Source organism: Kitasatospora sp. NPDC050463 (genome assembly GCF_040655255.1).
GTDB lineage: Bacteria > Actinomycetota > Actinomycetes > Streptomycetales > Streptomycetaceae > Kitasatospora.
In genome coordinates this window covers 1-26,322 of the sequence record NZ_JBFAJO010000096.1, presented here as the reverse complement: position 1 = coordinate 26,322, position 26,322 = coordinate 1, and the positions used below count along the sequence as shown (strand labels likewise).

Genomic DNA, 26,322 nt, shown 5'->3' with positions numbered 1-26,322 from the left:
CGCCCGTCGAGTACGAGAACACCTACCACCTCACAACTGCAAAACCACAGGTCACAACCACAAGCTGAGGTCTCTATCGAACCCGGGGCGGTTCAGGGCCTGCTGGTTGTTGGGGTGGGCCATGGTGGCGGTCAGGACGAGGGCGGTGACGCGCTCGGGGTGGCGGGCGGCGGCGCGGATGGCGACGGGGCCGCCGAGGGAGTAGCCGTGCAGGGCGAAGGTGTCCAGGCCTTCGGCTACGGCGGCGGCGACGAGTTGGTCGGCGAGGTCGTCCAACTGCAGGGGCGTGGTGGAGCGGGGGGTGTTGCCGCTGCCGGGGTAGTCGACGCCGACGACGGTGTGGCCGGCGGCCAGGCCTTCGAGGATCGGGCCGTAGGTGTTGTCGGTGCTGCTGCCGGCGCCGTGGGCGAGGGCGAGGCCGGGGCCGGAGCCCAGGACGGTGCGGGCGAAGGTCGCTTCGGGGAGGGTGCGCTTGGACATGACGTTTCCTTGTTCGTTGGGGTATTTCGGATGGTCAGGTGGTGCGGTTCTTGGCCCAGGTGCGGAGGTGCTCCAAGGCGGGTAGAAGCGCCCGGCCGTCGGAGGTGAGGGTGTAGCTGGCGGGTCCGGGCGGGAGCTGGTCGTGGGTGACCAGGCCGGCGTCGAGGAGTTCGCGCAGCCGGTCGGCGAGCATCTTGGTGCTGATGCGGTCGATGGCCGTATGCAGTTCGCCGAAGCGGGCGGGGCGGGTGGCCAGGGTGTGCAGGATGATGCCGTTCCACTTCTGGCCGAGGACCTGGAACGCGGTGGTGAGGTCCGCGTCGGCCGCGAGTGGTGCGGGCGTGGGGATGGTGGCGAGTGCCATCGCGTTCGGCCTCCCGTCGTACCGGTTCAGCTACTTGGGGTTTGGGGTGGGGCCGTGGCCGGCTGAGGTGCGGGTGCCGGCTGCGGCCCCGGGGCAGCCTCGTCCGACGACGCGAGGCGGGGTATAGAGGAGTCAGGGCAGGAGGACGGCCTTGCCCTGGTTGCGGTGGGCTTCGAGGTCGGCGTGGGCCTGGGCGGCCTCGGCCAGGGGGTAGGTGCGCCAGATCGGCAGGGTGAGCTTTCCGGTGGCGGCCAGCTCCACCAGCTCCGGCAGGGCCTGGCCGCCCTGGTCGGCGGTGCCGGCGCTGAAGCGCACGCCGTGCTGCTGGGCGGACATGTCAGCGATGGTGATGACCTTGCCCGCATCGCCGGTCAGGGTGACGGAGTCGGAGAGCACGCCGGCGCCGGAGGCGTCGAAGACGAAGTCCACCCCGCCCGGAGCCGCGGCTTTCACCCGCCCGACCCAGCCGTCGCCGTAACGGACGGCGGTGGCTCCGAGCGCCGTGACACGCTCCAGGTCGCGCTCGGCGGCGGTGCCAATGACGGTGATGCCACGGGCGGCGGCCAGCTGCACCGCGATGACGCCGACGCTGCCGGCGGCGCCGTGGACGAGCAGGATCTGACCCGGCTGCACACCCAACTGGCCGAGGACGCGGTGTGCGGTCTGGCCGACCGTTACCAGCGAGGCGGCGACCTCCCATGACAGGGCCGCGGGCTTGGCCACCGGCCGGTCGATCAGGGCGTACTCGGCGTAGCTGCCGCCGACGGTGGCGCCGAGGACCTCGTTCCCTACGGCCACGTCGGCGCCTTCGCCGACCGCATCGACGACACCGGCCGCGTCCAGGCCCGGGATCACCGGGAAGCGGGCCGGGGCGACCTTGGCCATCAGGCCGGATCGGATCTTCATGTCGAGCGGGTTCACCGAGGCGGCCTTGACCTTGATCCGGACCTGGCCGGGTCCCGGCTCCGGCAGGGCGACCTCGGCCGGCCGCAGCACCTCTGCCGCGCCGTACTCGGAGAAAGTGATCGCAGTGGACATCGGAAACTCCCAGGTAGGAGGGGATGGAGGAAGGTACGCGCTGTGACTCACTGTGTGGCCGGGAAGGCGGCCGCGCTGGTGGCCACGCCGGTCAGGCGCTGAGGGTGGGGTAGTCGGTGTAGCCGCGGTGGTCGCCGCCGTAGAAGGCGGCCGCGTCCGGGGTGTTGAACGGGCCGCCGGCGGCCAGACGGGCCGGCAGGTCGGGGTTGGCGAGGAACAGGGCGCCGTAGGCGACCATGTCCGCCGTCCCGTCCTCGACCAGCTTCAGCGCCTCGGGGCCCGTGACCTCCGGGTAGGTGAAGGGGTTGAGGACGAACATGCCGGGCCACGCCTTGCGCAGCCGTCCGGTCAGGTCGCGGTCCGGGCCCTCCATCAGGTGCAGGTAGGCCAGGCCCAGACCGGCGATCCGCTCGAGCAGCGCCTCGTAGACCTCGCCCGGCTGGGGCTCGGCGATGTCGTTGTACGGGTTCCCGGGCGAGATCCGCAGACCGACCCGGTCGCTGCCGACCGCTTCCGTCACGGCCGTGACCACCTCGACGGCGAACCGGATCCGGCCCTCGACACCGCCGCCCCAGGCATCGGTGCGCAGGTTGGTGTTGGGTGCGAGGAACTGGTGGACCAGGTAGCCGTTGGCGCCGTGGATCTCCACGCCGTCGAACCCGGCCTCCATCGCGTTGTGAGCTGCGGTGGCGAAGTCGGCGAGCGTCTGCCGGATCTCCGCCTCGCTCAGCTCCTTCGGGGTGACGTACCCCTTCGGACCCTCGTGGGTGAACACCTGACCCTTGGCCGCCACCGCTGAGGGCGCCACCGGCACCAGGCCCTCAGGCAGCAGGCTCGGGTGGCCGATCCGGCCGGTGTGCATCAGCTGCGCGAAGATCACCCCGCCCTCGCGGTGCACGGCATCGGTCACGCTCCGCCACGCCGCCACCTGGCCGGCCGTGTGCAGGCCAGGGGTGTCCGGGTAGCCCTGCCCGACCGGCGAGGGCTGGATCCCCTCGGTGACGATCAACCCGGCACCGGCGCGCTGCGCGTAGTACTGCGCCATCAGAGCGGTCGGCTCCGCGCCCGGCCCGTAGGCGCGGCTGCGGGTCATCGGGGCCATGGCGATACGGCTGGCCAGACGGCGGCCGCCCAGAACGATCGGATCGAAAGCAGTGGTCATGATCTCTTCCCTCGTGAGGAGCGATGGGCGGTGGCCTCGACACATCCAACGTAACAGATACCTGCTCGGACAAGTAAATGCCCGAGAGCACTTTCTGGCTGACAGGTGGCACACATCACGTATGCTGACCAGGAGAATTGAGAATCAAGGGCGGGTAAGCACCATGGGTGCACAGGCGCACGGTAGCGTTAGCTGCCTGATCAGCAAAGTGAGGAAGAGATGACACATTCCACCCCGGCTCCCCGGAAGGACCTTTCAGGAACGGGGCAGGAGGCGAGCGTCCCGGTGCCGGCCGCCGCCAGCGGCGGGCCCATCAGCCACGCGATCTTCCGCCTCGCCCGCCTGCACCGCATGTTCGCCGGCCAGCTCCTCCGCAGCATCGGCCTGCACCCGGGCCAGGAGCTGGTGATGATGCACCTGTGGGAACTCGGCCCCCAGCGCCAGACCGACCTGGTGCGGCTGATGGACTCCGACGCCGCCACCATGACCCGCACCGTCCAGCGCCTGGAGCAGGCCGGCTTCGTCCGCCGCCGCCCCTCACCCACCGACAAGCGCGCATCCCTCATCGAACCCACCGCCGCCAGCCACGCCCTGCGCCGCGAGGTCGAGCAGAGCTGGAGCCAGCTCGAAGACCTTGTCACCGCGGGTCTCTCGGCCGACGAGTGCACCGAGGCCCTGAGCACCCTGGAACGCCTGGAACAGAACCTCGTCCAGGCCGCCGCCGACCCCACCTGCGCGGCCGAGAGATAGCGGCTTGCTCTGCATCTAGTCGGCGTTACAGCAGGTCAGAGCCAGTCGATCAGCCTCCCGTCACCTGAGGGGCAGTGGGCACTTTCTCCGGCTCGTTCCCGTCCTCGTCGGCTGGCGACTCCCGCATGGGGACCGGTGTCACGGTCTGTGGTTGCCGGGTGCGTACCGGCTCCACGGAGTGCCGACTTCGGCAGCGACGTAGGCGGTGGTGACTCGGTGTAGCCGAGGGCCTTGGCAACGACCGGCGGCGGCGCGTATTGGAGGTAGTGTCGGAGGGCTGTCACTCGGGCGGATCTGGGGGAGATGCCTGCCGCCTGTAGGTGTTCGCGGAGAGCACCGGGGCTCATCGGCTGCCCGGCCTGACGGCCGGGGAACAGCCAGCTGGCGCTCCGGGGACTGGCGTGACGCAGTCGTCCGGCGGCCCGGAGATGAGCCCGAACGAGGTCGGCGACGGGCTCAGGCAGCACGGACGGCGGGTCGCCGAAGGCGATGGTGAGGGTGAAACCCTCGTCGGAGATGTGGTTCGTGGTGAGCCGGACCAACCGGGTGACGGGCTGGGCATAGAGCAGGATGAGGGCCGCCGCGATCCGGGTGCGGAGCGGTAGGCCGTCGTCCTGGAGGACACGCCGTAGATCAGCCGCCCGCGCGGCATGCCGCGCGGTGTTGGGACAAGGGCTGGGACATTCGGCGGCTACCGGTCGGCGGCGGCGTCCTCGATGGCGGCGAGCAGGCGGGCGTGGACGGCGGCGGCCTCGCGGGTGGCCTGGTCCGGGTCTTCGAGCTGCGGGGCGATCAGCTCGGCGGCCGCGGCGAGGACCGGCACGGGATGGTCGCGGTGCGCAGGTGCGCGAGCTGGGCGGCCGCCTTCTCGCCGGGCGTGGCCTGGGCGCGGGTGGGGATCAGGGAGCCTATGCCGCGCGGCTGAGTGCTGGTCACCCGGCTCATTCTCCCGCGCGCCGGGCGGTGGTGATCACCACGGCCGGTCGCCGCCGGCCTCGGTGGGCAGGTGGCCGTGGTGGTGGCGGGCGACGGCCTCCAGCAGCGCGGCGCGGGCACGGCGCCAGCGGACGTCCTCGGTCCGGCCGGCGGCGACGGCCCGCTCGGGCAACGGCCGGTCGCGGTCAGGTCGGCGCCGAGAGCGCTGATCGCTTGCTGCCACTGGTCGAGCTCGAGCAGCAGGCCGCGCACCAGCTGGTCGACGGCGGCCGCCGGGTCGGTGCTGAACGCCCGGGCCTCCGCTGCGGCCTCGGCGAGGACGTCCTCGTCCAGGCCCTCGAAGGCCTCCCGCCACGGCTCCGCCCGCTGCTCGAAGCGCTCCAGGACGGCGTGCAGCGCGGCCTCGACGGCGGCCGGCGACCACGGCGGCGGAGTGCGGGGAGGACGGACGGTGTCGGCCAGGACCCGGGCAGCGCCGGGCCCGAGCGCCCGCCGTGCTCGCCGGGACGGAGTCGTTGTCACACCGGCTGCAACCGGTCGCCGGACCGGACGGTCACGGGTGCAGCAAGGGTGCCCTTGCTGCACCCGGGCGTGCTGCTGCTCCCGGTGCAGCAAGGGCACCCTTGCTACACGCCGCTGCTTCCGGCGGTGAAGCAGCAGCGCGCGTGCTGCACCCCCGGCGCTGCGACTGCGACGGCCTGCGCACCGCCGGCTGCGCAACGGGCGGGGCCGGGTGGGACGGTGCGATGCGGATCGCAACCAGCGGGCTCGCCCTGCGCAAGGACGGGTGCGGGCTCTGCGCGCCGAGTGCGACGCCGCAGGTGGGAGCGGTGCGATGGGGATCGCAGTCGCGGGTGCCGCAGGCCTTCGCCGGGCGGCCGGCCGGGCTGGTTGCGCACCGGCCGGCCCCGGCGGGATGCGCATGCGCACGGTGGCGAGCGGGCCGCTGCGCATGCGCAAGAGGGTGCTGCGCACGGCGTTGCGCATGCGCAGCGGGACAACCAGGGCGGGATGCGCGGGACAACCAGGACAAGGGGGCGCGGTGCAGCAGGACAAGGGGGCGGGCGGCTACGGCTGGTGACGGGACAACATGCAGCGCTGCTGCGCCGGGCAGCGGGACAACATTGCAGCAGCCGGTGCAGCAGCAGCCAGCCGTTCCGCTGCACGTCGTGCAGCGCTGCTGCTGCACCAGGTGTAGCGGCTCGGGAGATTCGGACCGGTCCGTAATCCGGGTTCCTCGACGGTCGCCCGGACGGCCGGGAGTTTCGGACCGATCCGAATTGGGCTGTGGCCTGCGGGATCGTCAAGGCTACGATCCGGGCATGCAAAACGGATCGGTCCGAAATTCCGGTGCTGCTGACGTGCTGTTCGACGTGGCGGTCGGCGCGGTGTGCGAGCGTTCGGGGTGCGGGAAGACGGTGCCCGCACCGGAGCCCGGCAAGCGCGGGCGCCGCCCGAAATGGTGCTCGACGGCGTGCAAGTCCAAGGCCGCCCGGGACAAGCTCAAGGCCGACGCCGTCCGGTCCGGCGAGGGCGCGCGGCCGGAGGTGCTGCGGTGCGCGGAGGCGGCCGTGGACGCCGTTCACGCGTTCCTGGACGCGGTGGACGACGATCCGGTGGCTGCGTACGAGGAGTTCTACAAGGCCCACGCCTCGCTGGCCGCCCGGGCGTCGGAGGCCGCCGAGGACGTGCGGGACGAGATCCGCTGGCCCGGCCTGAGCGTGCAGGAGCGGGAGCTGCGCCGCGCCGAGGAGACCCTGATGCGCCCGGACGTCCTGGCCCGCGTTGCCCCGGACGTCCTGGCCGAGCAGCCCGCCCCCGGTGTTTCGGATCGGTCCGAAAATCCTGCCTCGGCGGCGGCCTTGGCCGCGGCCGCCTTTTCGGACCGGTCCGAAAAGGCGGCCGTGCCGGCCGGGACCTCGGCACCGGTGATTACGGACCGGTCCGAATACCGGGCGCCCGCGCGGGTGCCGGCACCCGCCGCCACACCCGAGCAGCGGGCGCAGGCCTTCGAGGCGCTGCGCCGCGCCGCGTGCACCAACCCGAGCATCCGCTTCGGCGAGCCGGACCGCCTGGACGACCTGAGCCCGACGCTCGGTGAGGGCTGGCTGGCGGCCTCCTGGGACGACCCGCAGGCCGAGGACGTCCACCAGCTGCTCCACCGGGGCCAGCCGATCGGCTGGACCGCGCCGCTGCCGGACGGCCCATGGGGTCCGGCCGGGCACCTCGCCGCCGCATATCAGGGCGAGCAGGCCGCCGCGATCCTGACCGACAGCGCCAGCGGAGCCCGCACCCACCGCACCGTCGGCGACGCCCTGGACGCCCTCCAGCGCGCACACGCCACCCGGCTGAGCGCCGCGCAGGCGGCGGCCGGCGGGCCGCGCCTGGCCCTCAAGCGCCCGACCGGCTGGACCGTCCCCTCCGACCGCGGCCTGGGCATCCCGACCCGCTACGCGCTCGCCAACGGCCTGATCCACCTCATCTGGCCCGACCACCCAGGCGTCCAGGAACTGCAGCGCGACGACCGCGCAGTCGGCTGGATCGAGGAGTACGACGCCGGGCGCGGAACCTGGACCGCCCTGATCGACAGCAGCATCGTCGCCGACGCCGCCAGCGGCGAACCCCTGCTCTGCCCCGGCGCCAACGCGGCCCTCGCCCTGCTGCGCCGCGCGCTCGGGGAACAACTCACCCGCTGGTAGACCCCGCACCCGCACCGCATCCCGCACCGCACCGCGCGGTGCGCGCGCCGGCTCCTGCCAGCCGTCACCGCGCGTCGCGCGCTCGGATGCCGGCGGCGGCCCGCCCTCGCGATGGCCGGCGCCGCGCGCGGTCGGCGTTACGCGGGGCGCAGGTGCAGGAGGGTCTTCGCGGCCTGGCGCTGCTGGACGGTGCCCGGCTCCCCCACGTCCGCGAAGGTCTGCAGTGCGTCGATCACGTGGGCGACGGCGCCGGGGGCGCCGGCGAGTTCGGCGTCGATCGCTCCCACGAGCTGATGTGCGTGCGCGTCGATCGGGCGGCCGGGGCCGTCGATGCGGTACGACACCGTCCAGACGTCCGACGGCTCTGGCGGCGCCCCGGGGTCCGCGGGTGGCGCGGGCGCCCCCGGGGACTGCTGCTCGAATGCTCCGGCCAGGGCCCGGATGACGCTCTCCGCAGTCTCCTTCGTCCCGCCGTTCAGCCTGACCATCACGTATTCCCCCATGCTTCGTCCCTTTCCTCCCGGGTGGTCTCACCCTCAGGGACGCACGGATCGCACCCGGGGGCCGGATGGGCCCGGGAGGCATCGGTTCGGCGGGCCGCCGGGGCCGGAATGCCGCCGGGAGCGGAGTGAAGGAATGAGGAAGGGCCCCTGCCGGGCCCGGCCGTTCGACGGCCGTCCGGCAGGGGGCGGCGGCCCGGAGAACCCGGGGCGCCGGGTGCCGGCGGCGCCGGTCTACAGGCCGGGCACGGCGTTCTCCGAGCACGCCCTGGACGTCGTCGCCACCGCCGGCCTTCTCGCCCGCGCCGGCTTTGGGCACCTTCAGGCGTTCTCCACCGAGGTCGAGCACGCGATCCCGCACCGCCGCTCCCTGTTCACCGACCTCGTGCTGCGCGACCCCGGCGCCGACGTGCCGGTGCCCCTGGTCGAGCTCGACCGGGAGAACGAAGGCGTCGGCACGCTCGTGGAGAAGCTCACCTCCTACCGCACCTGGTGCGAGCTCCCGGCCAAGGGCACGACGAAGGCCGAGTTCGAGGCCTCGCTGCGCCGTCCCTGGGGCCGGACGCACGACCTGCGGCTGTGGCCGACCATCTACCCGCCGACCGGCCACGAAGGCCTGCCGCCGGTCGTCCTGGTCCTGGAAGCCGGCCGCAAGCGCCCCCGCCGCCCCGGTGCGGGGCCGCTCACCCCGGAGCAGAGGAAGGAGAAGGCCAAGACCGACCACCGGCGGCTGATGCGCCGCCTCCAGGAGGTGGAGGCCGCCTCCAAGGCGTCCTGGTACGCGCCCGCGTACGGCGGCGACGCCGTCCACGCGGGCCAGCCGGCCCGGTGATCGAGCAGTTCCACCCGCCCGGCGACCGGCGCCGCCCTGAGCCGCCGTCACACCATCGAGCGGACTTCGCGGCCCGGCGCGCGGGAAGACTGGCTGCGTGACCGACACCAAGCTGTTCCAGCCCGGCACCACCGCGATCCGCCGCGACGTCCACGCCGGCCGGGTGTGGACCGCGATGCCCAGCGGGTGATCGCCGACACCGGCCACGTGCTGACGCTGGCGTACTGGCCGGGGATCGAGAGCCTGGCACCGACGACCTGGATCACCGCGACGCGCAACCAGGACGACACCACCCGCAAGCAGGGCCTTCAGGACCTCGCGGCCGGCACCTGGACCCTCGGCCGTTACCGGTGGGAGGGCACGGAGCTCCTGTCGCACTTCCTGGCCGGCGAGTGGTTCTCGGTGCACTGCTTCCAGGACGCGGTCACCAAGGAACCGCTGCGCTGGTACGTGAACTTCGAACACCCCTACCGACGCCGGCCCGGCGTCGGCATCGACACCCTGGACCTGTGCCTGGACCTGGTCATCGCCCCCGACCTGTCCACGCACCGCTGGAAGGACCAGGAGGAGTACGCCCAGGCGCGCCGCCTCGGCGTGGTCGACGACTACACGCACCGGCAGGTCGAGCGAGCCCACGGGCGGGCGATCACCATGCTGGACGACCGCTCCGGCCCGTTCGCCGGCGGCTGGCCCACCTGGGCACCGGATACGGCCTGGCCGCTACCCGAGCAGCCCGATGACGCGGACGACCCGGCCCGCTGACCCCGTACCGGCCATGACGGACGGCACCACGGACAACCCGGTCCGAGCGCGGGTGTGCGGTCCTGCTCCACGACGCCCACTTCTGCCTGATCCGCCGCCAGCGGGAGGCCGGCCTCCCGCACTCGCTGCCTGGCGGCCTGGTCGAGGACGGCGAAGAGCCGATCGCCGCGCTGCGCCGGGAGCGCCTCGAGGAGCTCGGCTTCGACCTGGCGGTGCTGCCCGCCCCGCCGGTACTTCGTTTCGTCCAGGACCAGCAGACCGAGCGGCCGCGCGAGGCGGAGCCGTTCAGGCGCCGGCACCTGGTCTTCACCGCCCACCTGCCCGACCACCTGGTGGAGGCCGTTGCCCAGACCGAGCAGGACGACCCAGGCCAGGCGCCGGTGTGGGTGCCGGCTGCCGCCGCGGCCGGCCTCCACCTGTACCCGAACGTCGGCGCTGCCCTCGGCCAACCGGTCTGGCCCGACACTGCCGAGACCGGCTGGCCGCTGTTGCTCCCGGCGATGACCGCCACGTCCTACCAGCGGCGCTGACCTTCCCCGGCAGGGCCCCGGTGACTGTGCACCCTGTCGGCTCTGCCGGTCAGCACTCGCGCAGCCCGGGGGCCGGGTCTTGGGCGGTGTTGACGTCGACGGCGGGTACGTTGCCCCAGGCGCCGTTGTCGAGCTGGGTCCAGTACCAGATGTCGTTGCCGCCCGGGTGCGGGTCGCCGTGGCCCCAGCAAGCGAACCAGCTGAAGGTGCCGACGAGGGTGCCGCGGGTCGCCGAGCGGTAGGAGCGGTCCGCGTAGCCCTTGGCTCCGGCCTTGTTGCCGCAGTAGAGCCGGCCGTCGGAACGGACACCGCATTCGGCGGCTGACGCTGGGAAGCCGATCGCGGCCAGGCCGGCCGTCAGCGCGCTGGCCATGACCAGGACGGTGATCTTCCTGCGCACGTTCACGTGTACTCCTTGGTTGGTGGGCGCGTTCGCGCCGTCGTGGTCCTACGGGAGTGAGCGGGGAATCTCGGCTTCGCCGCCGAGTTCGACGGCGGCCAGGACGGCCGTGTGGAAGTCCTCCAGTCCGCCGTCGGGGACCGAAGCCGGGCTGCCGGTCAGGGCGTACCACTCGTCGGCGCCGGTGTACTGGATGGCAACGTCGACGAGATGGTCAGAGCGGCGGGTGCTACGTACGGTCAAGTCGCCGGTGATGACGCCGACCTCAACGGTCATCGCACCGCCAGGACCGGCGGTGACCTCGTCCTCGCACACGGCGGGCTCCGGGGCGGCCATCAGCTGTCGCACGTGTCGAGCATCTCGACCAGCGCTGCCTGCTCCGCCTCGGTGACGGTCAGCTCGTAGACGTGCTTCACGTCGATCCATGCCCGCGAGTACGTGCACCAGTAGGACCGCAGCGGGGGCTTCCACAGGTCCGGGGTCTGGTCGCCCTTGGACCGGTTGGAGGCCGCGGACACCGCGATCAGCTGCGAGTGCTCCAGGTCGTTGGCGAAGGCCTTGCGCCGGTCGGTGGTCCACTGATCGGCCCCGGCCCGCCAGGCGGCGGCCAACGGGACCATATGGTCGACATCGATCTGGCCTGCGGCGGTGAGGGTCTTACCGTCGTACTCGCTGAACCAAGTACCGGACACGGCACGGCACTGGGCATCCTGAGAGACATCCTGCCCGTCACGCTTCAGGACAACCTCACGGGTGTCGCAGTTGTCGCCCTGCTGGACCCAATGCGGGAACCTCGCCCGGCTGTAGCCGGTCATCGCGTGCGGGGACTCGACCTTCAAATCGCCGAGCTCACTACGGGCGACATCGGCGGGCGGCGGCTCGGGCAGCGCCCGGTGCTGCGCCAGCGGAGCCCGGACACCTGCGACCGGCGCTGCAGCGGCCGGCGCGGCAGCGGGGACAAGAACGGCGGACAGGCCGACAAGGGCGGTAGCAACGCGGAGCCACCCGCGAGAAGTGATCATGCGTCAAGAGATAGCGCTGCTCTGTCTACGAAGCGCTGATCGTCACCCGTGCGAGGGCGTGCCAAGAGCCACGGCTGACCCGCTCGTCACCGTGCCGCTGTCGACGGCTGGCTGCGCGACGTCGACCGATCGGCGTTGTTCGCTGAACGACGCGGGCACGGCGTCCGACCCGAGCATGATGGCCGAGCAGTGCCTGGGAGCCGTGCCGTACTTGGCGCTCACGGTGGCCCTGGCATCCGCTGACCTTGACTGAGCGACTGGCCAGGTAACGCGAAAGGTGTGGCCATCAACCCCGCAACGGCGCCGTGCTGTGCCGGGACACGGCAGGTGTCACTGATCGGTGAGCACGACCTGGTGTTCACCGGCGCGCGGGCCATGGTTGTTGTCACCAGCGGGACGGGCTACTTGTCACCGACACCGCTGCGGCTGGCACGGGCACTGCGAGCAGAGCTGGGCACCTGCTTGGCGCGGTCGGTCGCCACGACCCTTGCGGGCCGGTCAGCCGACGGTTAGCTGGATCTGGTCGACAGACGGCAGGGAGGACGGCATCTCGTCGGTGACCCAGGCGTACTCCAGCGCCGACAGGGTCATGCCGCCTTCGGCCCACACCAGCAGTTCGCCGATGTATTCGCCGGAACGGTCGTGGATGGGAGCGTTGACCGGTAGAGGTGTGGACGCCAGGGCGGGATCCTGAACCAGCCCGCGCACCCGAAGGTCGACGCTCACCGACTTGGCTCCCCAGGTGGCTATTACCTCGGTCCGGTCGAGTTGGCTGCGCAGCGCCGCAGCGCCGACGAAGTCGACCGAGAGGATGTGTTCGAGCACTGCTCGCTCGGAGGCGTTCAGCGGACGAGGTTCGATGGGCACGACAGACATGCGCTCATCTTCGTGGTTCGCCGCCGTTTGTGGTGACAGTCGTCGTGGCCGGGTGACAACTACCGTGGCCCGGCATACGTGCGCGGGTCGCCTCCTCGTGCTGGCCCTTGTCCTCGACCTATGCCAGTACCTCTGGAAGACTTCCGTGTGGGCCGTATGGGCGCGGGCGAGAGAGAAAGCGCTTCAAGGCGGAGACCCGCTGAAGGTCGTCGATGACCTAGAGGTTGGCGGGGCTCCGGACTGGTTCAATCGCCCCACGTGGACCATCTTCACGCTGAAGATGGTCGCACTGGTGGCTGCCTACGTTGTGATCGCCATCGATCTTGCAGATCGCATCAAGCTCTCGTAGGAGTCGAGTCGGTTCGGTCTCCGCGCCCGGCTGATCGGGCACCTGCTCAGTACACGGGTTCAGCCGAGAACGATGGTCGGGGATGTCCACCTCTGCTCCGAGGAGCCGGACTCAACGTAGGAAACTGCCTGCACGGCATGCCCTGAATCCGTGGACTGCCTCTCCATGGTCCTGCTGAAGCACACCGAGCGGCCTTGCCTGGGGCGGTTCCTGGTGGACCATTACGCGGCACGACAACGACGGGGACGGCTGGCGCGAGTATGACGACGCGGTGCCGGTCGTCGCGACCACCCTGGAGCTGCTGACCGAGCACGGTCCCCTCGGCCCCGTCTGGTGGCGCTACGACCGTGAAGGCCGGCACTCCCTGCTGGACGCGCTGGAGAACCCGGACACCCGCGCTGCGTACGACGAGCGCCAGAAGGCCCGGGAGAAGAAGGCCGAGCAGGCCCACCGCGAGCTGATGCAGACCCTGGCCTGCACCGACTGCGGCAACGTGCCGAAGCAGCCGAGCGGCTGGGAGTACGGCCCCGAGGGACAGAAGGAGTGGACCCGCCGCCCGGGCGGCCGCTGCTGGCCCTGTCACGAGAAGCACCAGCAGCGGCAGCAGGAGGAGGAGCGGGAGGCCAGGGCCCAGGCCCGGCTGGAGGCGGCCCGCGCGGCGAACGCCGGGCTGCGCCCGTGCTGGACGTGTCGGGGATCGATCGGCGGGGCGGAGGGCTCGGTGCTTGTGAATTCTGGGCTCTGCAGCGAGGCCGGGGTGGCCTGTGACCAGCTCATTTCGTGAGTCCGGTGGGAACCGTCCGGCCTCGCCGTTGAGGCTTGAAGGCTGGTGTTCCCGGTCGGGCCTTCCTCTACGAGGGAGGCCCGACCGGCCCTGACCTGCCAACTTCGTTGGTGCACGGGATTCGCGTGAGCGTCCCGGGAATCCCAACGGCACCAGCCGCTACGCCCACTCGACGCCGTGTTCGGCGAGCTGTGCGAGCGGGCCCGGGGTGAGCTTTGCCCGGCGGGCCTTCTGGTTGTTGAGCCAGGTGCCCAGGGCGAAGTGCGACACCACCACCTGCTCCTCACCGCCCGGCCCGGCCTCCACGGCCTCCACCGGCTCCTTGTGCGGGCGCTTGACCACCGCGTGGCCCTCCCGCTCCACGAGCGCCGCGAGCGCCGCCAGACCCTGCGCGAACCGGTCCTTGCGGGAGAGCGCCGGCTTCGCTTCGGCTGCCGCCTTCGCGGCCACCAGCTCGGTGTCGGCCTCGATCCCGATCGCCGACAGCAGGTCCCGCTGGTCCTCCTCCAGGCCGGGCCAGCCGGCCCGCTGCGCCTGCACCCACCGGCCGAGCTGCTCGCCCTCGAACACTGTGTCCGGTGGCAGCTGTGGCCAGTCGACCCGCCCGTCGGAGTCGAGCCACCACGACCTGGCGACCGCGTACGCACGCTGCCAGATGATCGGCGACACCGGGCACCACCACGGGGCGATCTCCTCCAACGCTCGCCGCCGCTCCGGCGCCAGCGACAACGTGATCTTCCTGGGCGAGTCCGGATGTCCGCCCCGTCCGACCGATGCAGAGGCGGCTGCCAGGGTCCGGTTAGATCTGGGAGGATCTGCTGGTCATCGTCCTGGCCAGCTACCTGTCCTGGGGGTTCCTGTGTCGGTCCCAGTTCGCGCCGCAGTCCCGCTCTGTGTTGTCCTGCTTCTCGGGACGGTGGGTTGCTCGCCTTCGAAGGGCGCGCCGGGCGCGGATGGCCGGGCGGTCGCGCCACCGGTCAGCACAGGGGCGATTCCTGTGGGGGCGGGTCCTCAGGCCTCGTACAGCGTTCAGCCGCAGCCCGCCGCCGGTAGCTGCCACTACCGGTATACCGCCAACAAGCAGCCCTTGCCGGATTCGACCTGCACGCCGGGAGCCACCAGCCCGGCGGTGACGCAGGCGACGATCGGCTCCACGATCTGCAAGCCGGGTGGTTACACCTCCACGATCCGGCCCCCGGTGTCCATCACGGGCAAGGAGAAGTCCGAGAACGCGCGGTCGTATGGCTACAGCGGGCCGATGGGCGACGCTGAGTACGACCACCTGATCAGTCTGCACAACGACCCGCGCAACCTCTGGGTCGAGCCGCCCTCTCCGGACCACGTCCCGGGTAAAGGCCCGAATAACCCCAAGGACGCGATCGAGACACACCTGCACACCGCGATCTGCAAGAACCAGATCAGCCTCGCCGCAGCACAGCAGGCTATCGCGAACGACTGGACGACTGCGGAAAGCAAGCTCGGCATCCGCACCGATACCGCGGAGCCGGTCGAGTCCGACTGAACCGCGCTCACCGCCGAGACGGACAGCCGCTGACCGCGGAGCCGTACAACCCTGGCGTCCCCGGCCCCACCCGGCCGGGGAACGGCCCGGCCGGGCGTCGTCGTTACTGACTTCGGCTCGTCTGGTGAGCTTTCCCGAAGTCCGTGATGGGCTTGGTGCGGCGGTTGTCTTCGGTGGTGTGTGCCTCACGGTGTGGGAGCTGATCAACCCCGAGGCACGCGACGTCAACCACGCCGCCGCACACTGGAAGGGAAGCACTGAACCAGTTCTCCCTCTTCTTCGAGGACCGGCTCAGCATCCGATGACCACTTACACAAGAACGCTTGCACGCCGCAGCCTCAGGGCCAGGGCCTTGAGGCTACGGAGGCACGGGGAGCGGTCAGTTGGTCCAGAAAGGCGGGAGGTTCTGGTAGGTGGGGTGATCGGCGATCGGGCCGTCGAAGGCGAGCCTGTTGCCGTTCGTGGTGTCAATGACGACCAGGCGGGGGCCCTTGAAGAGGCGGTAGTCGGAAGGGCCGAACCAGGTCGTCGCGTCGATGCCCTGCTTGAACTCCGCCGGGATGTGCTGGTAGGTGGGGTGATCGGCGATAAGGCCGTCGAAGGTGATGCGGTTGCCGTTCTGGGTGTCGATGACGACCAGGCGGGGGCCCTTGAAGAGGCGGTAGTCGGAACGGCCGATCAGTGTGGTGGCGTCGATGCCCTGCTTGAAGTCCTCGGGAATGTTCTTGTAGGTGTCGTGATCGGCGATCTTCCCGTCGAAGGCGAGCCTGTTGCCGTTCGTGGTGTCGATGACGACCAGGCGGGGGCCCTTGAAGAGGCGGTAGTCGGAAGGGCCGAACCAGGTCGTCGCGTCGATGCCCTGCTTGAACTCCGCCGGGATGTGCTGGTAGGTGGGGTGATCGGCGATAAGGCCGTCGAAGGTGATGCGGTTGCCGTTCTGGGTGTCGATGACAGCCAGGCGGGGGCCCTTGAAGAGGCGGTAGTCGGAACGGCTGATCAGTGTGGTGGCGTCCATGTTCTTCTCCTCGTTGCGGCTTCCATAGCCCCCTGCGGGCAGAACAGGGCCCGCACACCACCGTCCCAAATGCTATCGAAACGCTAATAACGGACAAGCGCGTTCGGTAGCCCACCAAACGGCCAGAGTCATACCCGTTCGGGTCTGTCTTGCCGGTCGGTACCCGGTCGTGTCCCGCGTGGTGGTGGAATCTCCGCGTGCTGACGTTCCGGCGGAGCGAGGTTCCTGGGCCGGGGCTCGCGGGGCGACCCGCTGCCGTTCTCGGCGCAGGTGGCGGCGAGGGGAACGTCCCGTCGATCGAGGGCTCGCAAGGGCCGGACAGCGGCTGTCGAGTCGCTGACCAGGGCCTACTCCAAGATCGCTGCTACACCACTCGGCGGGACGCCATCTGCTGGTGGGCGCGGCCTGGCCTGACCGGCTGCCGTTTCGACGCTGTGCCGGGCCGGGACCGCCCCCACTCTTCCGAGCTTTCGGCGTGGTTGAGGTGGTCACCGCTTCGGGGGAGGCGTCGGCTGCGGTCTGTCCGCATCCCTGATTCCTCCGTTCGGCTGCCCGCTGAATGGGTGACGTAGCGTCAGTCTCCTCACCTATGGTCATGGAGAGCATGCGTTGAGTGATCAAGGGAAGGTGCAGAGGTGAAGGGTGACGCTGTTCTCGCTGAGTTGTGTGAGCGCTTGCCGGTCCTGGCCGCCGAGTACGGCCTGCACATGGTTCCAGCAGTACCGGAGGACCACCCCGGTCGCGCCAATGTGGACGGTGAGGCGATGACGGCGGATGAGTTCTGCCGCCTCGCCCAGGCGGCCGGCGCCCGGGTGCTGTTCCACTGCACGACCACCTTCGACGCCGATGCCTTCCTGGACGGCGCCTTCCCCGAGGACGACGACGAAGCCCTTCCGGGGCCCGAAACCGCCACCATGGCGGCGATCGAACAGGTAAGGCGTCGAGCCAGGCGCCACGACGGCCAGATCGCGGACGTGCAGCTGTGCGTCGTCCTGGACGGCGTCGCCGTGTTCTGGTCACGCCTTGCCTCCTGGGGAGCGAAGCTCGTGGACGACGCCGAAAAGGCCCAGGACGAAAAGAACAACATGGTCGAGCAGATCCGTACGAGCCAAGCGAAGGACGAACAGGCGGAGATCACGCGCATCTCGCGACAACTGCAGGACGACCCGTCCTTCCGCGAGGCCAAGGACCCCCAGGCCCGGCGCCGCGCAGCCGACCGGCTGGTGCCACGTCCGGACGAACAGGACTACGAGGCGCACCGGATCCGGACGCGGGCGATCCACGAGGCCATCAGCGCCCTCCAAGAAGCCGCGGACGCCATCTTCGCGGAGTACATGACCCAGGTGCCCCAGCTCGCCGACGAAGTCCTCGCCAGCGGTGCTCTCGACGGGGCCCGCACGATCCCGGCCCGAAAGATCCACCTCAAGGAATTCCTCCGGAAGCGCTCCGGAGGCCACACCCCGCCAGCCGACCTGATCACCCTGATGATGGAGCTACCCCAGCTGCGCAACCCCTCCAGCGCCGGTGCTCTCCCCGCTGCTCGGCAGCCAGAGGAGACGCTCTTCCGCATGGAACAGAGCTGACCTGGCCCCCGTCTCGCGATCGGTGACACCTCTTCCCACGCGATAGCCGTGGGAAGAGGCCACGGTTCCACCGGCAACCCGGCCGCCGCCGCGCCGCGCTGAAGTGGGTGTGGCTGTTCGGCGGGGGGTCGGCTCGTGGTTCGGTACGCGGGCCGGTTCCGGGTTCGGTCCGCGGTGCGGTTCGGCCACCGGCCCCCGTCTCCGCTTGTCACCGTTTGCGCTGCTCATCGGGGGTGACGGGTTGTACTCACCACTTCGACTTACCTTCCTGGGCCCCTGCCTGGTGGTGGTTGGTGGGTTGGGGCGTTGGTCGGTGTGGCCGGCGCTGCGCTGTGCTTTTTGTTCTCGCGTCCGGCTGGTGCCGGCCGCTCGCGTGGGTCGGGTGGGCGGCGGTTCCGTGGCTGTCAGGCGGGTTCTGGAGGAGGGGCTGATCGACGCCGACACCGCCGCCCTGGGCTGCCGCAGTCCGCGCCCGGCCAGCCGCCGGCGAACATCCGGCCGAACACTTTTCCGGACTAAGGAATTCGTTGAGAAGCGCCGGACACCTGTTGCGGCGGCACCGGATCCTGGGATGCTCGGGCTCATGCGCGTGAACTTCGACGGAATAACCCCAGTGCCGCGGATGCTGCTGCTCAGCGAGTTCCTGCTCCACTCCGACTTCCATGTCGGATTGGACGAGCCGGTGTTCGTCGCGGCGGGTGACCGGGTCTCGTACGAGGATGGCGATGTCGTGGTGACTCGCTCGACCGGTGAGCGACGAAGGCACCCGGCCCGCAACAGCTACTGGATCTGTCGCTGAGACTCAGCACTCAGGACGCGCGGCAGGTGGACGTGGAGGTGCTCCACCTCGACCTGGCGGCCGCGGCTCCGAAGCCCTCGGGCGAGGATTTCGGTGAGTCCGCATGCCCTGTGGCGCCCTCCCGCGCAGCCGATCGCGATGGTGCGCGGGCCTGCGGGGAGCATCGCGTAGGCGACCAGGTTGTCGATCAACTCCGGAGCGCCGGGGGTGTTCAGGACGATCTGTTGGACGCGGGGATGGAACCCATCGAGGTCGAGGATGCCGCGGGCGGCTGCCGGGTCCCGGAGCCGCTCGCGGACGTCTTCGACGCGGTCAGCAGTCGGCGGAGGGCCGCCGTTGAGGTGGAGGAAGCCGAACGAGATCAGGCGGATCGGATGCATGGCCGGGGTCTCCTGTTTCTGGTGCGAGTGGTGGCGCGGCGTCGGCAAAGAGGGGCATGCCGAGGTCGACCAGTTGGGGCCGACCATCGGATGGGGCGCGATTGAGCGCGCCGAGCTTGGCCATCGCGGCGTCCAGGCTGACCTGGAGTCCTTCGACTTCACCGAGCCAGCCGTTGGCGCGGGCCTCGCGGATGCGTTCGCGCAGGTTCTGGATGATCTCGATAAGACGGGGGCGCTCCCTCATCAATCGGATGCGCAACGTCTACCGACTACGCCAAGCGGGGGATGCGCCCGCTCCCGGCGTGTCCTGCGGTAGTCCGGTCAACAGCTCAACCGCGACAAGGTCGCGTTCGCGAACTTCACCGAGTACGGTTCTCTTTCTCGCGATGGTGGATACCGTGGTTGCATTACCCCCGGGCCCAGTCCACCGGGGGCTGGATGGAGAGCGTGATGACGTCGAACCAGAGCGGCCGCGTTCCGCTCGACAGCGAGGCGGCCGACTCGCTGCGCGCCCAGGCCCAAGAGGAGCGCGGCAAGGCGGAAGAGCTGGCCGCGTTCCTGGAGGACGTCGCCGAGAACGGCCTGCCCGACCCCGAGACGTGCACGCCGTGGGTGGAGTTGCGTGATCGCCGCCTCGCGGAGCTGGAAAGCGGGCACACTGAGCAGCGTGTCGCCTGAATCCCCGCACCGCGCCGACGTCGCCTTCTCCGACCTCGCGGCCCGCCAGTTCGAGAAGCTGACCGCAGCCCAGATCCACCGCCTCGACCGTGCCCTGGTCGCGATCTCGGTCCGCCCCGACCTCGGCCACCCACTGCGCGGCGGACAACTGCGCGACTACCGCGACGACATCGACGGCGTGCGGGTGATCTACCACGTCACGGCGCTCCACACGATCGTTATCTCGGGTCAAAGCGGCTGCGTTGCAGGTCAGAGCCTTTCTGCAGCTTGAGGGACGTAAGGGACGTTCTCGTAGGGGTAGATCACGGCCATGGTTCATCGTCGGGCGTCGGCGGATAGAGGTCCAACACGATGTCGAGGCCGAGTAGTCCGATTTCCTTGAGAAGACGAGCGGGGATTGCGCATCCTCCCTGGCCGTTTTCGCTGCCGAAGCCGAGGAAGATCTCCAGCTCGCAGTCGGCTGCGAGAAGCGCGAGTGCCTCTTCGCGCCCTTTGAGCTTCCTGACCAGCGCTGCTGCGTGCTCATCGAGCCAGCGGTCATTGCCCAGGCCGCTCTTGAGGATCCAGGTGGAGTACTCGTGCTGGAAGGTGTCCGTGCAGGGAATGGCGAGATGTCCGTGCTCGTAGTGATCATCTGGGACGAGGCCGATTGCCACTGTGATCTGGTCAGCGGTGAGCGTGCGGCTCGTAATCCGCAGTGATCCGGCCGACCATTTCGAGTCCGGCATCGGTGGTTGCGTTGTCAGTTCGTCTGGCACGGCCTCACGATGGCAGGCCGCGATCGCGTGGACCAGCGACTTCTTCGACTCGGGAGTCGCCGTGGGGTCGTGTCACGGCTCCTGGTGTCCACCTGCGCGGAGTCTGGCGGCGGCTTGGGCGGGGGTGTCGTAGTAGCCGGGGCGGGCCAGGAGGACCGAGCTGAAGTAGTAGCCCTGCTCTTCGTCGGGTGCGTCGTCGGCCTCGAAGGGGCGCCAGAAGCTGAGGAGGAGGTCGGGTGCGACGAAGGAGGCCGGGTCGTCATCGGCCTCGGTGACCGTCGTGAGCTCGCGCATCCGCGTGACCACCACTGCGGCGGACAGGCCGAAGACGTCGACACCGCGGAATCGGACGGTGTCCTGGTCGTCGGCGGGTCGGCCGAGCTCGACCGCTTCGAGCTCGCCGCGCGAGCAGTGAATGCTGATCATCAGGCCACTGGGGCGGAAGACGAACCTGCCGGGCTGGTCCGATTCCGAGATCGCGGACGGGTCGCGGAACGAGATGAGTGCCTGGTCAGCCGCCTGGCGCGGCATGCCGATGACCAAGGCGCCGACGCCCGTGGGCGGTGCGAGTTCAAATTCCATGCGCGAATGATTCCAGAGGCTTGATCGTCGTGGTCGGGCGCTGCCAGGACGCGGTTCAGTTCTGCTCGCGCATCATGCGCCTGAGGCCGGTCCTGGCCCCGGCGAGATCGTCTTCCAGCGCTCGGACCCGGTCGTTGAGGATTCTGTTCTCGCTCTGGGCTTCACGGGCCTCGGCGGCCAGGCGGTGGTTCTCCTGGGTGAGCTCGTCGAGGCGTTCTCGCAGATCGTGGCCGCCGAGGTGGTCCAGCTCTCGGCCGAGCTGGAGTCTCATGCCCTCGCGAAGGCCGTGAACTTCTTCGCGGAGCCGGCGGATCTCCTCGCGGGCCAGGAGGAGGTCGGTGCGGGTGCTGGTGGGGCTGACGATCCGGCCGGAGTCCAGGTCCCGGGCAGATGCCTTCTCCTGCTGCTTGCGTGCCTGCTCGATGTGCTCGCGGACGCCGGGTGCGTAGGCGAGCCAGGTGGACACTGCGGCCCTTTTGGCGACGGCGGCGAAGGTGACGGGCTCGCCCTCCTGGAGCATGGTGTCGACGGTGCTCAGGACGCGTCCGCGCTTGTCGAGGCTGTCGCGTTGCCGGGTGGCCCGCAGGACGTCTGCAGGGGTTGTTGAGGGGCTTTCAGCGGGCATCGTCGTCCTTGGCTGGGCGGATCACCGTCAGGGGCAGGAGCCTGTGCTCCTGGGTCGCGCGGACCTTGCGCAGGACCGCGCTGGCGTCCTCGACTTCCGACCGCTCCTCATCGGTCATGTTGCCGAGTTGCTCGCGCATGTTGTCGAGGATTCCGGTGAAGGCGGTGATCTGGTCGGTGAGGTTGCGGATCACGAAGTCGTCCGTGTCCATGGCCCTGGCGGTCTCGCGGTCGGCGCGGAGCGCGTTGAGGTGTTCCTCGATCGCCAGTAGGTAGGACGGGTCGGGCCGGTAGAAACCGCAGCCGGCGCATTGGAACCGCAGGGGGCAGCTCTTGCCGCCGGCCTTGATGTTGGACGGCTCGGTGCAGTTACCGAAGGGGACCGCGACCGAGCGGGCCTCGTAGGCCAGGTCGGTGGCGAAGGGCGCCGGGCGGCCGGCGCGGTCCACCACGTGCAGGCGCATGGTCTGGACGGCCTCGCGCTTGCGCTTCATCGAGACGTTGAAGTAACCCATGGTGGTGACGATGGATCGGTGATCCATCAGCTCTTTCAGGACGTCGACGGCCACTCCGGCGTCGGCGTGCCGTTGCGCGTAGGAGTGACGAAACGCGTAGGGGAAGATCAGCGCGCGGTCGAACGGCAGGCGGTTCCCGGAGTGGTCGAGCTGGTCGCTGACGAGCCGGGGGATGGCTCTGATCCACTCGCGCAGGTAGGTGCCCAGGTAGCCGGGTTCCATGTGCGGGACGCCGCTGCGGTGGGTGATCGCGGGGAACAGGTAGTCCTTGCCGGTGACCGCTGCCGGGATGAGCTCGCGGCGGGCCTGCCAGCGGCGGATCGCCTCCGCTGTCTCGCTGGCGATGGGCAGTTTGCGGCCGTAGCGGCGCTTCTTGTGGTTGTCCCAGATGAGCACGTCGCCGTCGTCGGTGACTTCCAGGCAGTTCCGCCGCAGGCTGGTGACCTCGACCGGCCGGCGGCCGGTGTCCCGCAGGACGGTGTAGGCGGTGGCGAGCATCAGGTGGATGTCCCCGGCGGCCAGGTCGCCGTAGGTGACGCCCGCGCCGATGTCGGCCAGGTTCGCGTCGAGCTGGGCGATGACCGGTTCGGGGATGGCCTGGCCGGCCTCGTCCTCGGTCGTCTCGTCGGGCGGGACCGTCATCGAGGGGTGGCGCATGAAGCTGGCGGGAAGTTCGGGCAGCAGGTCGGCGGTGCGGCCGAAGTCCAGGATCGAGTTGAAGATGCTGAAGAAGGTGCTCCGGCCGTGGCGGTTCAGCAGTTCGCCGTCGGCGCGGCGAAGGTTGCACATCGCCGTGAACACGGCCTGCATGTCGACGTAGCGCAGGTCGGCCAGGGCCTGGCCGCCGCCGGGCCGCGCGTGCAGGGCGTCGGAGGCGATCAGGCAGGCCCGCAGCATGCGCACGAAGTCGCTGTTCTCGGGGGTCATGACCTCGACCCAGCGCTTCAGGAGCTCACGCAGCCAGATCTGGCGGATCGCGGTGAGGTCGACGGTGGCGCTCTGCTCGCGGCGGCCGGTGCGGGTGCGTGACCGCAGTCCCACCTTGGCTAGGTCCCAGATATCCGCCTGGGTGGGGGCGAGGCCGCGGAACTCCAGCGTTGCGGCGCGGACGGCCCGCAGGATCTCGCGGAAGTGGGCGACGCAGTTGTTGCCGCGCTTGTGCATCTCGGCTGCCGTGGTGGTGGCGTCGAGGGTGAGCATGCTGGCGTGTCCGGCCAGGCCGCGGATCATGTGCCGGACCGCGGTGGGCTCGATCACGCCGCCGCGCTCGGTTCGCTTCTGCAGGCCGTAGCGGACCTCCCAGCGGACCGTCTCGTCCAGGCTGAGCAGGGAGAACTGGTTCGTCCGCTGGAACGGCGCGGCTGCTTCGACCCACCCGGCTTGGCCGAGCGCCGTGTTTCCGGCCCGCCGGTCGCGTTCCCAAAGCTGTCGGTGCGAGGCGCAGAGCAGAGCGACGCTCCGCTGCATGCTGCACCCGCGAACCGCGCAGGTGGGGCGGGATTCAAGGGGCTCGACACCGGAGGTGACGATCCATTCGTCCCTGTCCGTCTCGGGCCCGGCCGTGCGTCGCCACCGGCTGTAGTGCGTGCGGCATAGGTCTTGGCTGTGGATCGGGCGAGCGCAGCGCCGGTCGCCGCTCGCGACTGTGCAGGGGTCGCGCTCGTCGCCCCAGCGGGTGCGGATGCGGACCGGGCGCCGGTAGGTCTCGATGAACTCGTCGCGCGGCAGGTCGCTGGCGGCGTGGGCATCGACGCAGTGTTTGCAGAGCACCGTCCCGGCGGGGACCAGCGTCCAGCAGCTGCGTGTGTTGCACTGGGTGGTGCCGGTGAGCGGGTTGCTGGCGTCGCCGTTGAAGAACCAGGCCCCAGCGTCCCACTCGCCGGGCCGCCAATCGGGGTCCGTGTGCTCTGCCAGCCAGCGGCGCCAGTTGGTCAGGTCGACCGCCGGGATGGCGGGGAAGTCCTCGACGACGGGATAGGCGGCCCGGTGGGCCTTCTGAGCTGCCATCAGCCCTTCACCGCCACGAGTTCGACGGCCGCCCGCAGGTCCTCACCGGTCGGGTGAAGGTAGGGGGCGAGCGAGGCGGGCGAGACATGCCCGAGCAGTTCCCGGACCACGTCGACGGGCACTCCTGCGCGAATCCAGGCGGTGGCGGCCCCGTGGCGGGCCATGTGGGGGCGGGCTGTGATGCCGGCCGCCCGCCCGAGGCGGTCGAACAGCTCCTTCGCCGAGGAGTACTTCATCGGGTGCCCGAGCGGGGCTTGGAAGAGGTTCACGAACACCATGTCGCAGCCCGCCGCCTCGGGAACGGCATCGCGTTCGTACTGGTAGTCGGTGTAGTGGGCGGCCACGTTGGGGACCACGGGGACGGTGCGTGGGTAGCGTGACTTGGCCAGGGCGCCGTTGGCGTTGTCGCTGCGGCGGCGGACGTGGATGTGGGGCCCAGGCTGGCGGCAGCCCAGGGCCTGGGAGTCGGCCAGGAAGTGCATGTCCTCGCGGCGCAGGCCCAGTGCCTCACCGATGCGGATGCCGGTGCAGCCCAGCAGCGCGATCAAGAACTTGTCCCGTGCGTGGGAGGCCAGGCCGACCAGGGTCTCGATGTCCTGTGGTCGCAGGCTCTCCACCGGGTCCTCACCGACCGCGAACTTGATCATCTTTGCTTTGACCCGCCGGTACTGGCCGTTTTCTCCCGTCTCGAAGCCGGGCGGGAGCCAGTGCAGGTACTTCGGGGTCGACATCCGTTCGACCAGGACCGGGTCGATCCACTCTTCCCGGGCGGCGAAGCGGAAGAACTCGCAGACTGCGGTCATCACCGCGTTCGCGGTCTTCTGGGTGCGGAAGCGCGGCGTGGTCGACGAAGCACCGCGCTCGGGCAGCGGGACGTCGACCAGCCAGCGCAGGAACCGGGCCAGGTCCAGCATCCCGGTCCGGCGCCAGTCGAGTCCTTCGACGTCGCACCAGGTCAGGTAGAGCGCGACGCGGGTCGCATAGGCGCGCTCGGTGTTGACCGAGCGCCCGAGTGTTCGAAGGCTCGCCAGGAACAGGCAGCCCTCCTTGTGGAGGCGGTACTGCGAATCCACCACCGCCCATGAACGCTGACCGGTCGGCGAGGCGGCTCGCTCTGCATGAAAGATCACGATCCGACGCTACGATCCGTGCCTCACGACCTGCGGATATTACTCCGTCACGCGTCAGGGTGATCTTCGTACTCACATACCTAACGGCAAATCAGAACCCGAGATAACCATCGTGATCGTCGGCTACGTCGAGGTCTAGGTTCTGTCCGGCGGATCTTGACAGGTCGCACCGCAGTACGCTGGGGCGGTGCTGCTCCCCACCGTCCCGCGCACCCGCCTGCGTTCCGCCGATCAGCCAGCTATCGACACGCCATTTGGCCCGCTGACCTTCACCACGACCATCGGGAACACCGGCCTTCCGCTGGAGCCCGATGAGCTGTTTCAGCTGCCGGGTGACCGCCTGCTCGCCCGCTGGGTGACTCCCGGGGCCCGCGTCGAGCTGCTGCTGACCCCGTACGATCCCGAGCTCGACCCCGAGAACTGGGGGCCGCTTACCGACTGCCGCGCGGCGGTCTGGCGGATCGACGCCCTTTCGCCGCTCGTCCGGGTGCAGTTCTCGGCGGGGCTTCCGGAGAGTGTCGACGGAGGGTACGACGGGGGGCAGGCACTGGCTGCGATCACGGTGGAGGACGAGAGGACCCGGCTCACCATCGGGGGCAACGACGAGGAGGCGATCTGCTGCGCCGCCGACGCGGGAGAAGCACCCGGGCGGTGGGCTGCGCTGATCAACGAGGTGCACGACCGCTCGTTCAGCACGTGGGGCGTGGACTACGGCCACTACCACGGCATGTCCCTGGAGGCCGGCGACCACTGTGAACTCCCCGTGGTGGCAGCCTGGGCCCCGTCCGCCGACGAGAGTGCGAACACCTGGTACGCCGTCATGCCAACGCCAACGGTGCTGCTGAACCAGGTCACTGCCGAGCTGGAGAAGCGGGCTGGTGCTCCGGACGCGGGCTGATCACGGTCTGAGCCATAGGCGTATCGACGCGACGGTGACGGTGCCGTGGAAGACGTGCGCACGCTTGTCATAGCGCGTCGCGACAGCGCTGGAGTGCTTGAGCCGGTTGATCGTGCGCTCGACCTCGTTGCGGCGCTTGTACATCTCCTTGTCGAAGCCCGCGGGCCGGCCTCCTCGGCTGCCGCGGCGTCGGCGGTTGGCCCGCTGGTCCTTCGGCTCCGGGATGGTGTGCTTGATCTGGCGTCTTCGCAGGTAGCGGCGATTGCGGCGGGAGCTGTACGCCTTATCGCCGCCGAGGTGGTCGGGGCGGGTACGCGGATGCCCGCCACCTGGGCGCTTGACCCTGA

The 26,322-nt window shown here is 70.1% G+C and carries 33 protein-coding genes and 1 pseudogene; 13 read left to right on the top strand and 21 right to left on the bottom strand.

From position 1 onward, the window contains the following. Positions 1-90: 90 nt before the first annotated feature. The 4 genes and pseudogenes from AB0J08_RS36555 to AB0J08_RS36540 form a co-directional block, all read right to left on the bottom strand. Positions 91-480, bottom strand: a pseudogene (locus AB0J08_RS36555) (alpha/beta fold hydrolase); the annotation flags it as partial. A gap of 34 nt (positions 481-514) precedes the next feature. Beyond that, positions 515-844, bottom strand: a complete 330-nt coding sequence (locus AB0J08_RS36550; protein ID WP_360642752.1) for a helix-turn-helix domain-containing protein — start codon at positions 842-844, stop codon at positions 515-517. Positions 845-976: 132 nt separating this feature from the next. Further along, positions 977-1,882 carry an NADP-dependent oxidoreductase gene (locus AB0J08_RS36545; RefSeq protein WP_360642749.1) on the bottom strand — a complete coding sequence of 302 codons (906 nt, stop codon included), beginning with the start codon at positions 1,880-1,882 and terminating at the stop codon, positions 977-979. A gap of 91 nt (positions 1,883-1,973) precedes the next feature. Continuing rightward, positions 1,974-3,044, bottom strand: coding sequence for an alkene reductase (locus tag AB0J08_RS36540; protein WP_360642747.1), 1,071 nt, complete (start codon positions 3,042-3,044; stop codon positions 1,974-1,976). Between the two features lie 219 nt (positions 3,045-3,263). Here AB0J08_RS36540 and AB0J08_RS36535 point away from each other — a divergent pair, with 219 nt between their 5' ends. Beyond that, positions 3,264-3,794, top strand: a complete 531-nt coding sequence (locus tag AB0J08_RS36535) for a MarR family winged helix-turn-helix transcriptional regulator (protein ID WP_360642744.1) — start codon at positions 3,264-3,266, stop codon at positions 3,792-3,794. 691 nt (positions 3,795-4,485) lie between these two features. On the opposite strand, the gene AB0J08_RS36530 is transcribed toward AB0J08_RS36535, so the two are convergent. Further along, on the bottom strand, positions 4,486-4,617 hold the full coding sequence (locus AB0J08_RS36530) for a hypothetical protein (RefSeq protein WP_360642741.1): 132 nt from the start codon (positions 4,615-4,617) through the stop codon (positions 4,486-4,488). Further along, the gene (locus AB0J08_RS36525; RefSeq protein WP_360642738.1) at positions 4,587-5,252 is read right to left on the bottom strand and encodes a hypothetical protein; all 666 of its coding nucleotides are present in this window, start codon (positions 5,250-5,252) and stop codon (positions 4,587-4,589) included. Before AB0J08_RS36525 ends, AB0J08_RS36530 begins: the two co-directional genes overlap by 31 nt. Before the next feature lie 839 nt (positions 5,253-6,091). Here AB0J08_RS36525 and AB0J08_RS36520 point away from each other — a divergent pair. After that, on the top strand, positions 6,092-7,429 hold the full coding sequence (locus AB0J08_RS36520) for a hypothetical protein (RefSeq protein WP_360642736.1): 1,338 nt from the start codon (positions 6,092-6,094) through the stop codon (positions 7,427-7,429). A 137-nt stretch (positions 7,430-7,566) separates the two neighbouring features. Here AB0J08_RS36520 and AB0J08_RS36515 read toward each other — a convergent pair whose 3' ends face one another. Continuing rightward, the gene (locus tag AB0J08_RS36515; protein ID WP_360642733.1) at positions 7,567-7,932 is read right to left on the bottom strand and encodes a hypothetical protein; all 366 of its coding nucleotides are present in this window, start codon (positions 7,930-7,932) and stop codon (positions 7,567-7,569) included. Between the two features lie 133 nt (positions 7,933-8,065). On the opposite strand from AB0J08_RS36515, the gene AB0J08_RS36510 reads away from it, so the two are divergent. From AB0J08_RS36510 to AB0J08_RS36500, 3 genes are all read left to right on the top strand, one after another. Next, a complete protein-coding gene (locus AB0J08_RS36510; RefSeq protein ID WP_360642730.1) occupies positions 8,066-8,761 on the top strand; it encodes a hypothetical protein in 696 nt (231 codons plus the stop codon). A 165-nt stretch (positions 8,762-8,926) separates the two neighbouring features. Next, positions 8,927-9,523 (top strand): DUF402 domain-containing protein, encoded by a 597-nt coding sequence (locus tag AB0J08_RS36505; RefSeq protein ID WP_360642727.1) that lies wholly within the window; start codon positions 8,927-8,929, stop codon positions 9,521-9,523. A 62-nt stretch (positions 9,524-9,585) separates the two neighbouring features. Beyond that, entirely contained in the window at positions 9,586-10,053 is a 468-nt protein-coding gene (locus AB0J08_RS36500) for an NUDIX hydrolase (protein WP_360642757.1), read from the top strand. A 49-nt stretch (positions 10,054-10,102) separates the two neighbouring features. On the opposite strand, the gene AB0J08_RS36495 is transcribed toward AB0J08_RS36500, so the two are convergent. From AB0J08_RS36495 to AB0J08_RS36480, 4 genes are all read right to left on the bottom strand, one after another. Continuing rightward, on the bottom strand, positions 10,103-10,459 hold the full coding sequence (locus AB0J08_RS36495; RefSeq protein WP_360642724.1) for a hypothetical protein: 357 nt from the start codon (positions 10,457-10,459) through the stop codon (positions 10,103-10,105). A gap of 42 nt (positions 10,460-10,501) precedes the next feature. Beyond that, positions 10,502-10,789 carry a hypothetical protein gene (locus tag AB0J08_RS36490; RefSeq protein ID WP_360642755.1) on the bottom strand — a complete coding sequence of 96 codons (288 nt, stop codon included), beginning with the start codon at positions 10,787-10,789 and terminating at the stop codon, positions 10,502-10,504. After that, complete coding sequence (locus AB0J08_RS36485; protein ID WP_360642721.1) at positions 10,789-11,475, bottom strand: HNH endonuclease family protein; 687 nt, start codon at positions 11,473-11,475, stop codon at positions 10,789-10,791. Before AB0J08_RS36485 ends, AB0J08_RS36490 begins: the two co-directional genes overlap by 1 nt. A 498-nt stretch (positions 11,476-11,973) precedes the next feature. Beyond that, positions 11,974-12,351 carry a hypothetical protein gene (locus AB0J08_RS36480; protein ID WP_360642719.1) on the bottom strand — a complete coding sequence of 126 codons (378 nt, stop codon included), beginning with the start codon at positions 12,349-12,351 and terminating at the stop codon, positions 11,974-11,976. Between the two features lie 97 nt (positions 12,352-12,448). On the opposite strand from AB0J08_RS36480, the gene AB0J08_RS36475 reads away from it, so the two are divergent. Both AB0J08_RS36475 and AB0J08_RS36470 read left to right on the top strand, forming a co-directional pair. Further along, positions 12,449-12,700, top strand: coding sequence for a hypothetical protein (locus AB0J08_RS36475; RefSeq protein WP_360642716.1), 252 nt, complete (start codon positions 12,449-12,451; stop codon positions 12,698-12,700). 271 nt (positions 12,701-12,971) lie between these two features. Next, complete coding sequence (locus AB0J08_RS36470) at positions 12,972-13,484, top strand: hypothetical protein (RefSeq protein WP_360642713.1); 513 nt, start codon at positions 12,972-12,974, stop codon at positions 13,482-13,484. A 159-nt stretch (positions 13,485-13,643) separates the two neighbouring features. On the opposite strand, the gene AB0J08_RS36465 is transcribed toward AB0J08_RS36470, so the two are convergent. Further along, on the bottom strand, positions 13,644-14,213 hold the full coding sequence (locus AB0J08_RS36465) for a helicase associated domain-containing protein (protein ID WP_360642710.1): 570 nt from the start codon (positions 14,211-14,213) through the stop codon (positions 13,644-13,646). Positions 14,214-14,571: 358 nt separating this feature from the next. Here AB0J08_RS36465 and AB0J08_RS36460 point away from each other — a divergent pair, with 358 nt between their 5' ends. Further along, positions 14,572-15,006: a hypothetical protein gene (locus AB0J08_RS36460; RefSeq protein ID WP_360642707.1), complete on the top strand. Its 435-nt coding sequence runs from the start codon at positions 14,572-14,574 to the stop codon at positions 15,004-15,006. Between the two features lie 379 nt (positions 15,007-15,385). Here the strand turns inward: AB0J08_RS36460 and AB0J08_RS36455 are convergent, their stop codons facing one another. Next, the gene (locus AB0J08_RS36455; RefSeq protein WP_360642704.1) at positions 15,386-16,021 is read right to left on the bottom strand and encodes a hypothetical protein; all 636 of its coding nucleotides are present in this window, start codon (positions 16,019-16,021) and stop codon (positions 15,386-15,388) included. 662 nt (positions 16,022-16,683) lie between these two features. Here AB0J08_RS36455 and AB0J08_RS36450 point away from each other — a divergent pair. Continuing rightward, a complete protein-coding gene (locus tag AB0J08_RS36450) occupies positions 16,684-17,604 on the top strand; it encodes a hypothetical protein (RefSeq protein WP_360642701.1) in 921 nt (306 codons plus the stop codon). A 382-nt stretch (positions 17,605-17,986) separates the two neighbouring features. Then, positions 17,987-18,403: a hypothetical protein gene (locus AB0J08_RS36445; protein WP_360642698.1), complete on the top strand. Its 417-nt coding sequence runs from the start codon at positions 17,987-17,989 to the stop codon at positions 18,401-18,403. Here the strand turns inward: AB0J08_RS36445 and AB0J08_RS36440 are convergent. Next, positions 18,385-18,783 (bottom strand): RNase adapter RapZ, encoded by a 399-nt coding sequence (locus AB0J08_RS36440; RefSeq protein WP_360642695.1) that lies wholly within the window; start codon positions 18,781-18,783, stop codon positions 18,385-18,387. The two genes, AB0J08_RS36445 and AB0J08_RS36440, sit on opposite strands and share 19 nt — an antisense overlap. After that, positions 18,716-19,027 (bottom strand): hypothetical protein, encoded by a 312-nt coding sequence (locus tag AB0J08_RS36435; RefSeq protein WP_360642692.1) that lies wholly within the window; start codon positions 19,025-19,027, stop codon positions 18,716-18,718. The genes AB0J08_RS36440 and AB0J08_RS36435 overlap by 68 nt, the downstream gene beginning before the upstream one ends. Before the next feature lie 206 nt (positions 19,028-19,233). Here AB0J08_RS36435 and AB0J08_RS36430 point away from each other — a divergent pair, with 206 nt between their 5' ends. Then, positions 19,234-19,461: a hypothetical protein gene (locus tag AB0J08_RS36430; RefSeq protein WP_360642689.1), complete on the top strand. Its 228-nt coding sequence runs from the start codon at positions 19,234-19,236 to the stop codon at positions 19,459-19,461. Next, on the top strand, positions 19,451-19,732 hold the full coding sequence (locus tag AB0J08_RS36425; RefSeq protein ID WP_360642686.1) for a type II toxin-antitoxin system RelE/ParE family toxin: 282 nt from the start codon (positions 19,451-19,453) through the stop codon (positions 19,730-19,732). Before AB0J08_RS36430 ends, AB0J08_RS36425 begins: the two co-directional genes overlap by 11 nt. A 31-nt stretch (positions 19,733-19,763) precedes the next feature. Here the strand turns inward: AB0J08_RS36425 and AB0J08_RS36420 are convergent, their stop codons facing one another. From AB0J08_RS36420 to AB0J08_RS36400, 5 genes are all read right to left on the bottom strand, one after another. Continuing rightward, complete coding sequence (locus AB0J08_RS36420; RefSeq protein ID WP_360642683.1) at positions 19,764-20,219, bottom strand: DUF4279 domain-containing protein; 456 nt, start codon at positions 20,217-20,219, stop codon at positions 19,764-19,766. Between the two features lie 72 nt (positions 20,220-20,291). Next, the gene (locus tag AB0J08_RS36415; RefSeq protein ID WP_360642680.1) at positions 20,292-20,801 is read right to left on the bottom strand and encodes a hypothetical protein; all 510 of its coding nucleotides are present in this window, start codon (positions 20,799-20,801) and stop codon (positions 20,292-20,294) included. A gap of 55 nt (positions 20,802-20,856) precedes the next feature. Beyond that, on the bottom strand, positions 20,857-21,426 hold the full coding sequence (locus AB0J08_RS36410; protein ID WP_360642677.1) for a DUF6262 family protein: 570 nt from the start codon (positions 21,424-21,426) through the stop codon (positions 20,857-20,859). Then, entirely contained in the window at positions 21,416-23,947 is a 2,532-nt protein-coding gene (locus tag AB0J08_RS36405) for a site-specific integrase (protein ID WP_360642674.1), read from the bottom strand. The genes AB0J08_RS36410 and AB0J08_RS36405 overlap by 11 nt, the downstream gene beginning before the upstream one ends. Then, on the bottom strand, positions 23,947-25,077 hold the full coding sequence (locus tag AB0J08_RS36400; protein WP_360642671.1) for a tyrosine-type recombinase/integrase: 1,131 nt from the start codon (positions 25,075-25,077) through the stop codon (positions 23,947-23,949). The genes AB0J08_RS36405 and AB0J08_RS36400 overlap by 1 nt, the downstream gene beginning before the upstream one ends. Before the next feature lie 187 nt (positions 25,078-25,264). Between AB0J08_RS36400 and AB0J08_RS36395 the strand changes: the two genes are divergently transcribed. Then, on the top strand, positions 25,265-25,975 hold the full coding sequence (locus AB0J08_RS36395) for a hypothetical protein (RefSeq protein WP_360642668.1): 711 nt from the start codon (positions 25,265-25,267) through the stop codon (positions 25,973-25,975). Here the strand turns inward: AB0J08_RS36395 and AB0J08_RS36390 are convergent. Beyond that, the coding region (locus AB0J08_RS36390) for a transposase (RefSeq protein ID WP_360642665.1) at positions 25,976-26,322 on the bottom strand (347 nt) is incomplete at its 5' end.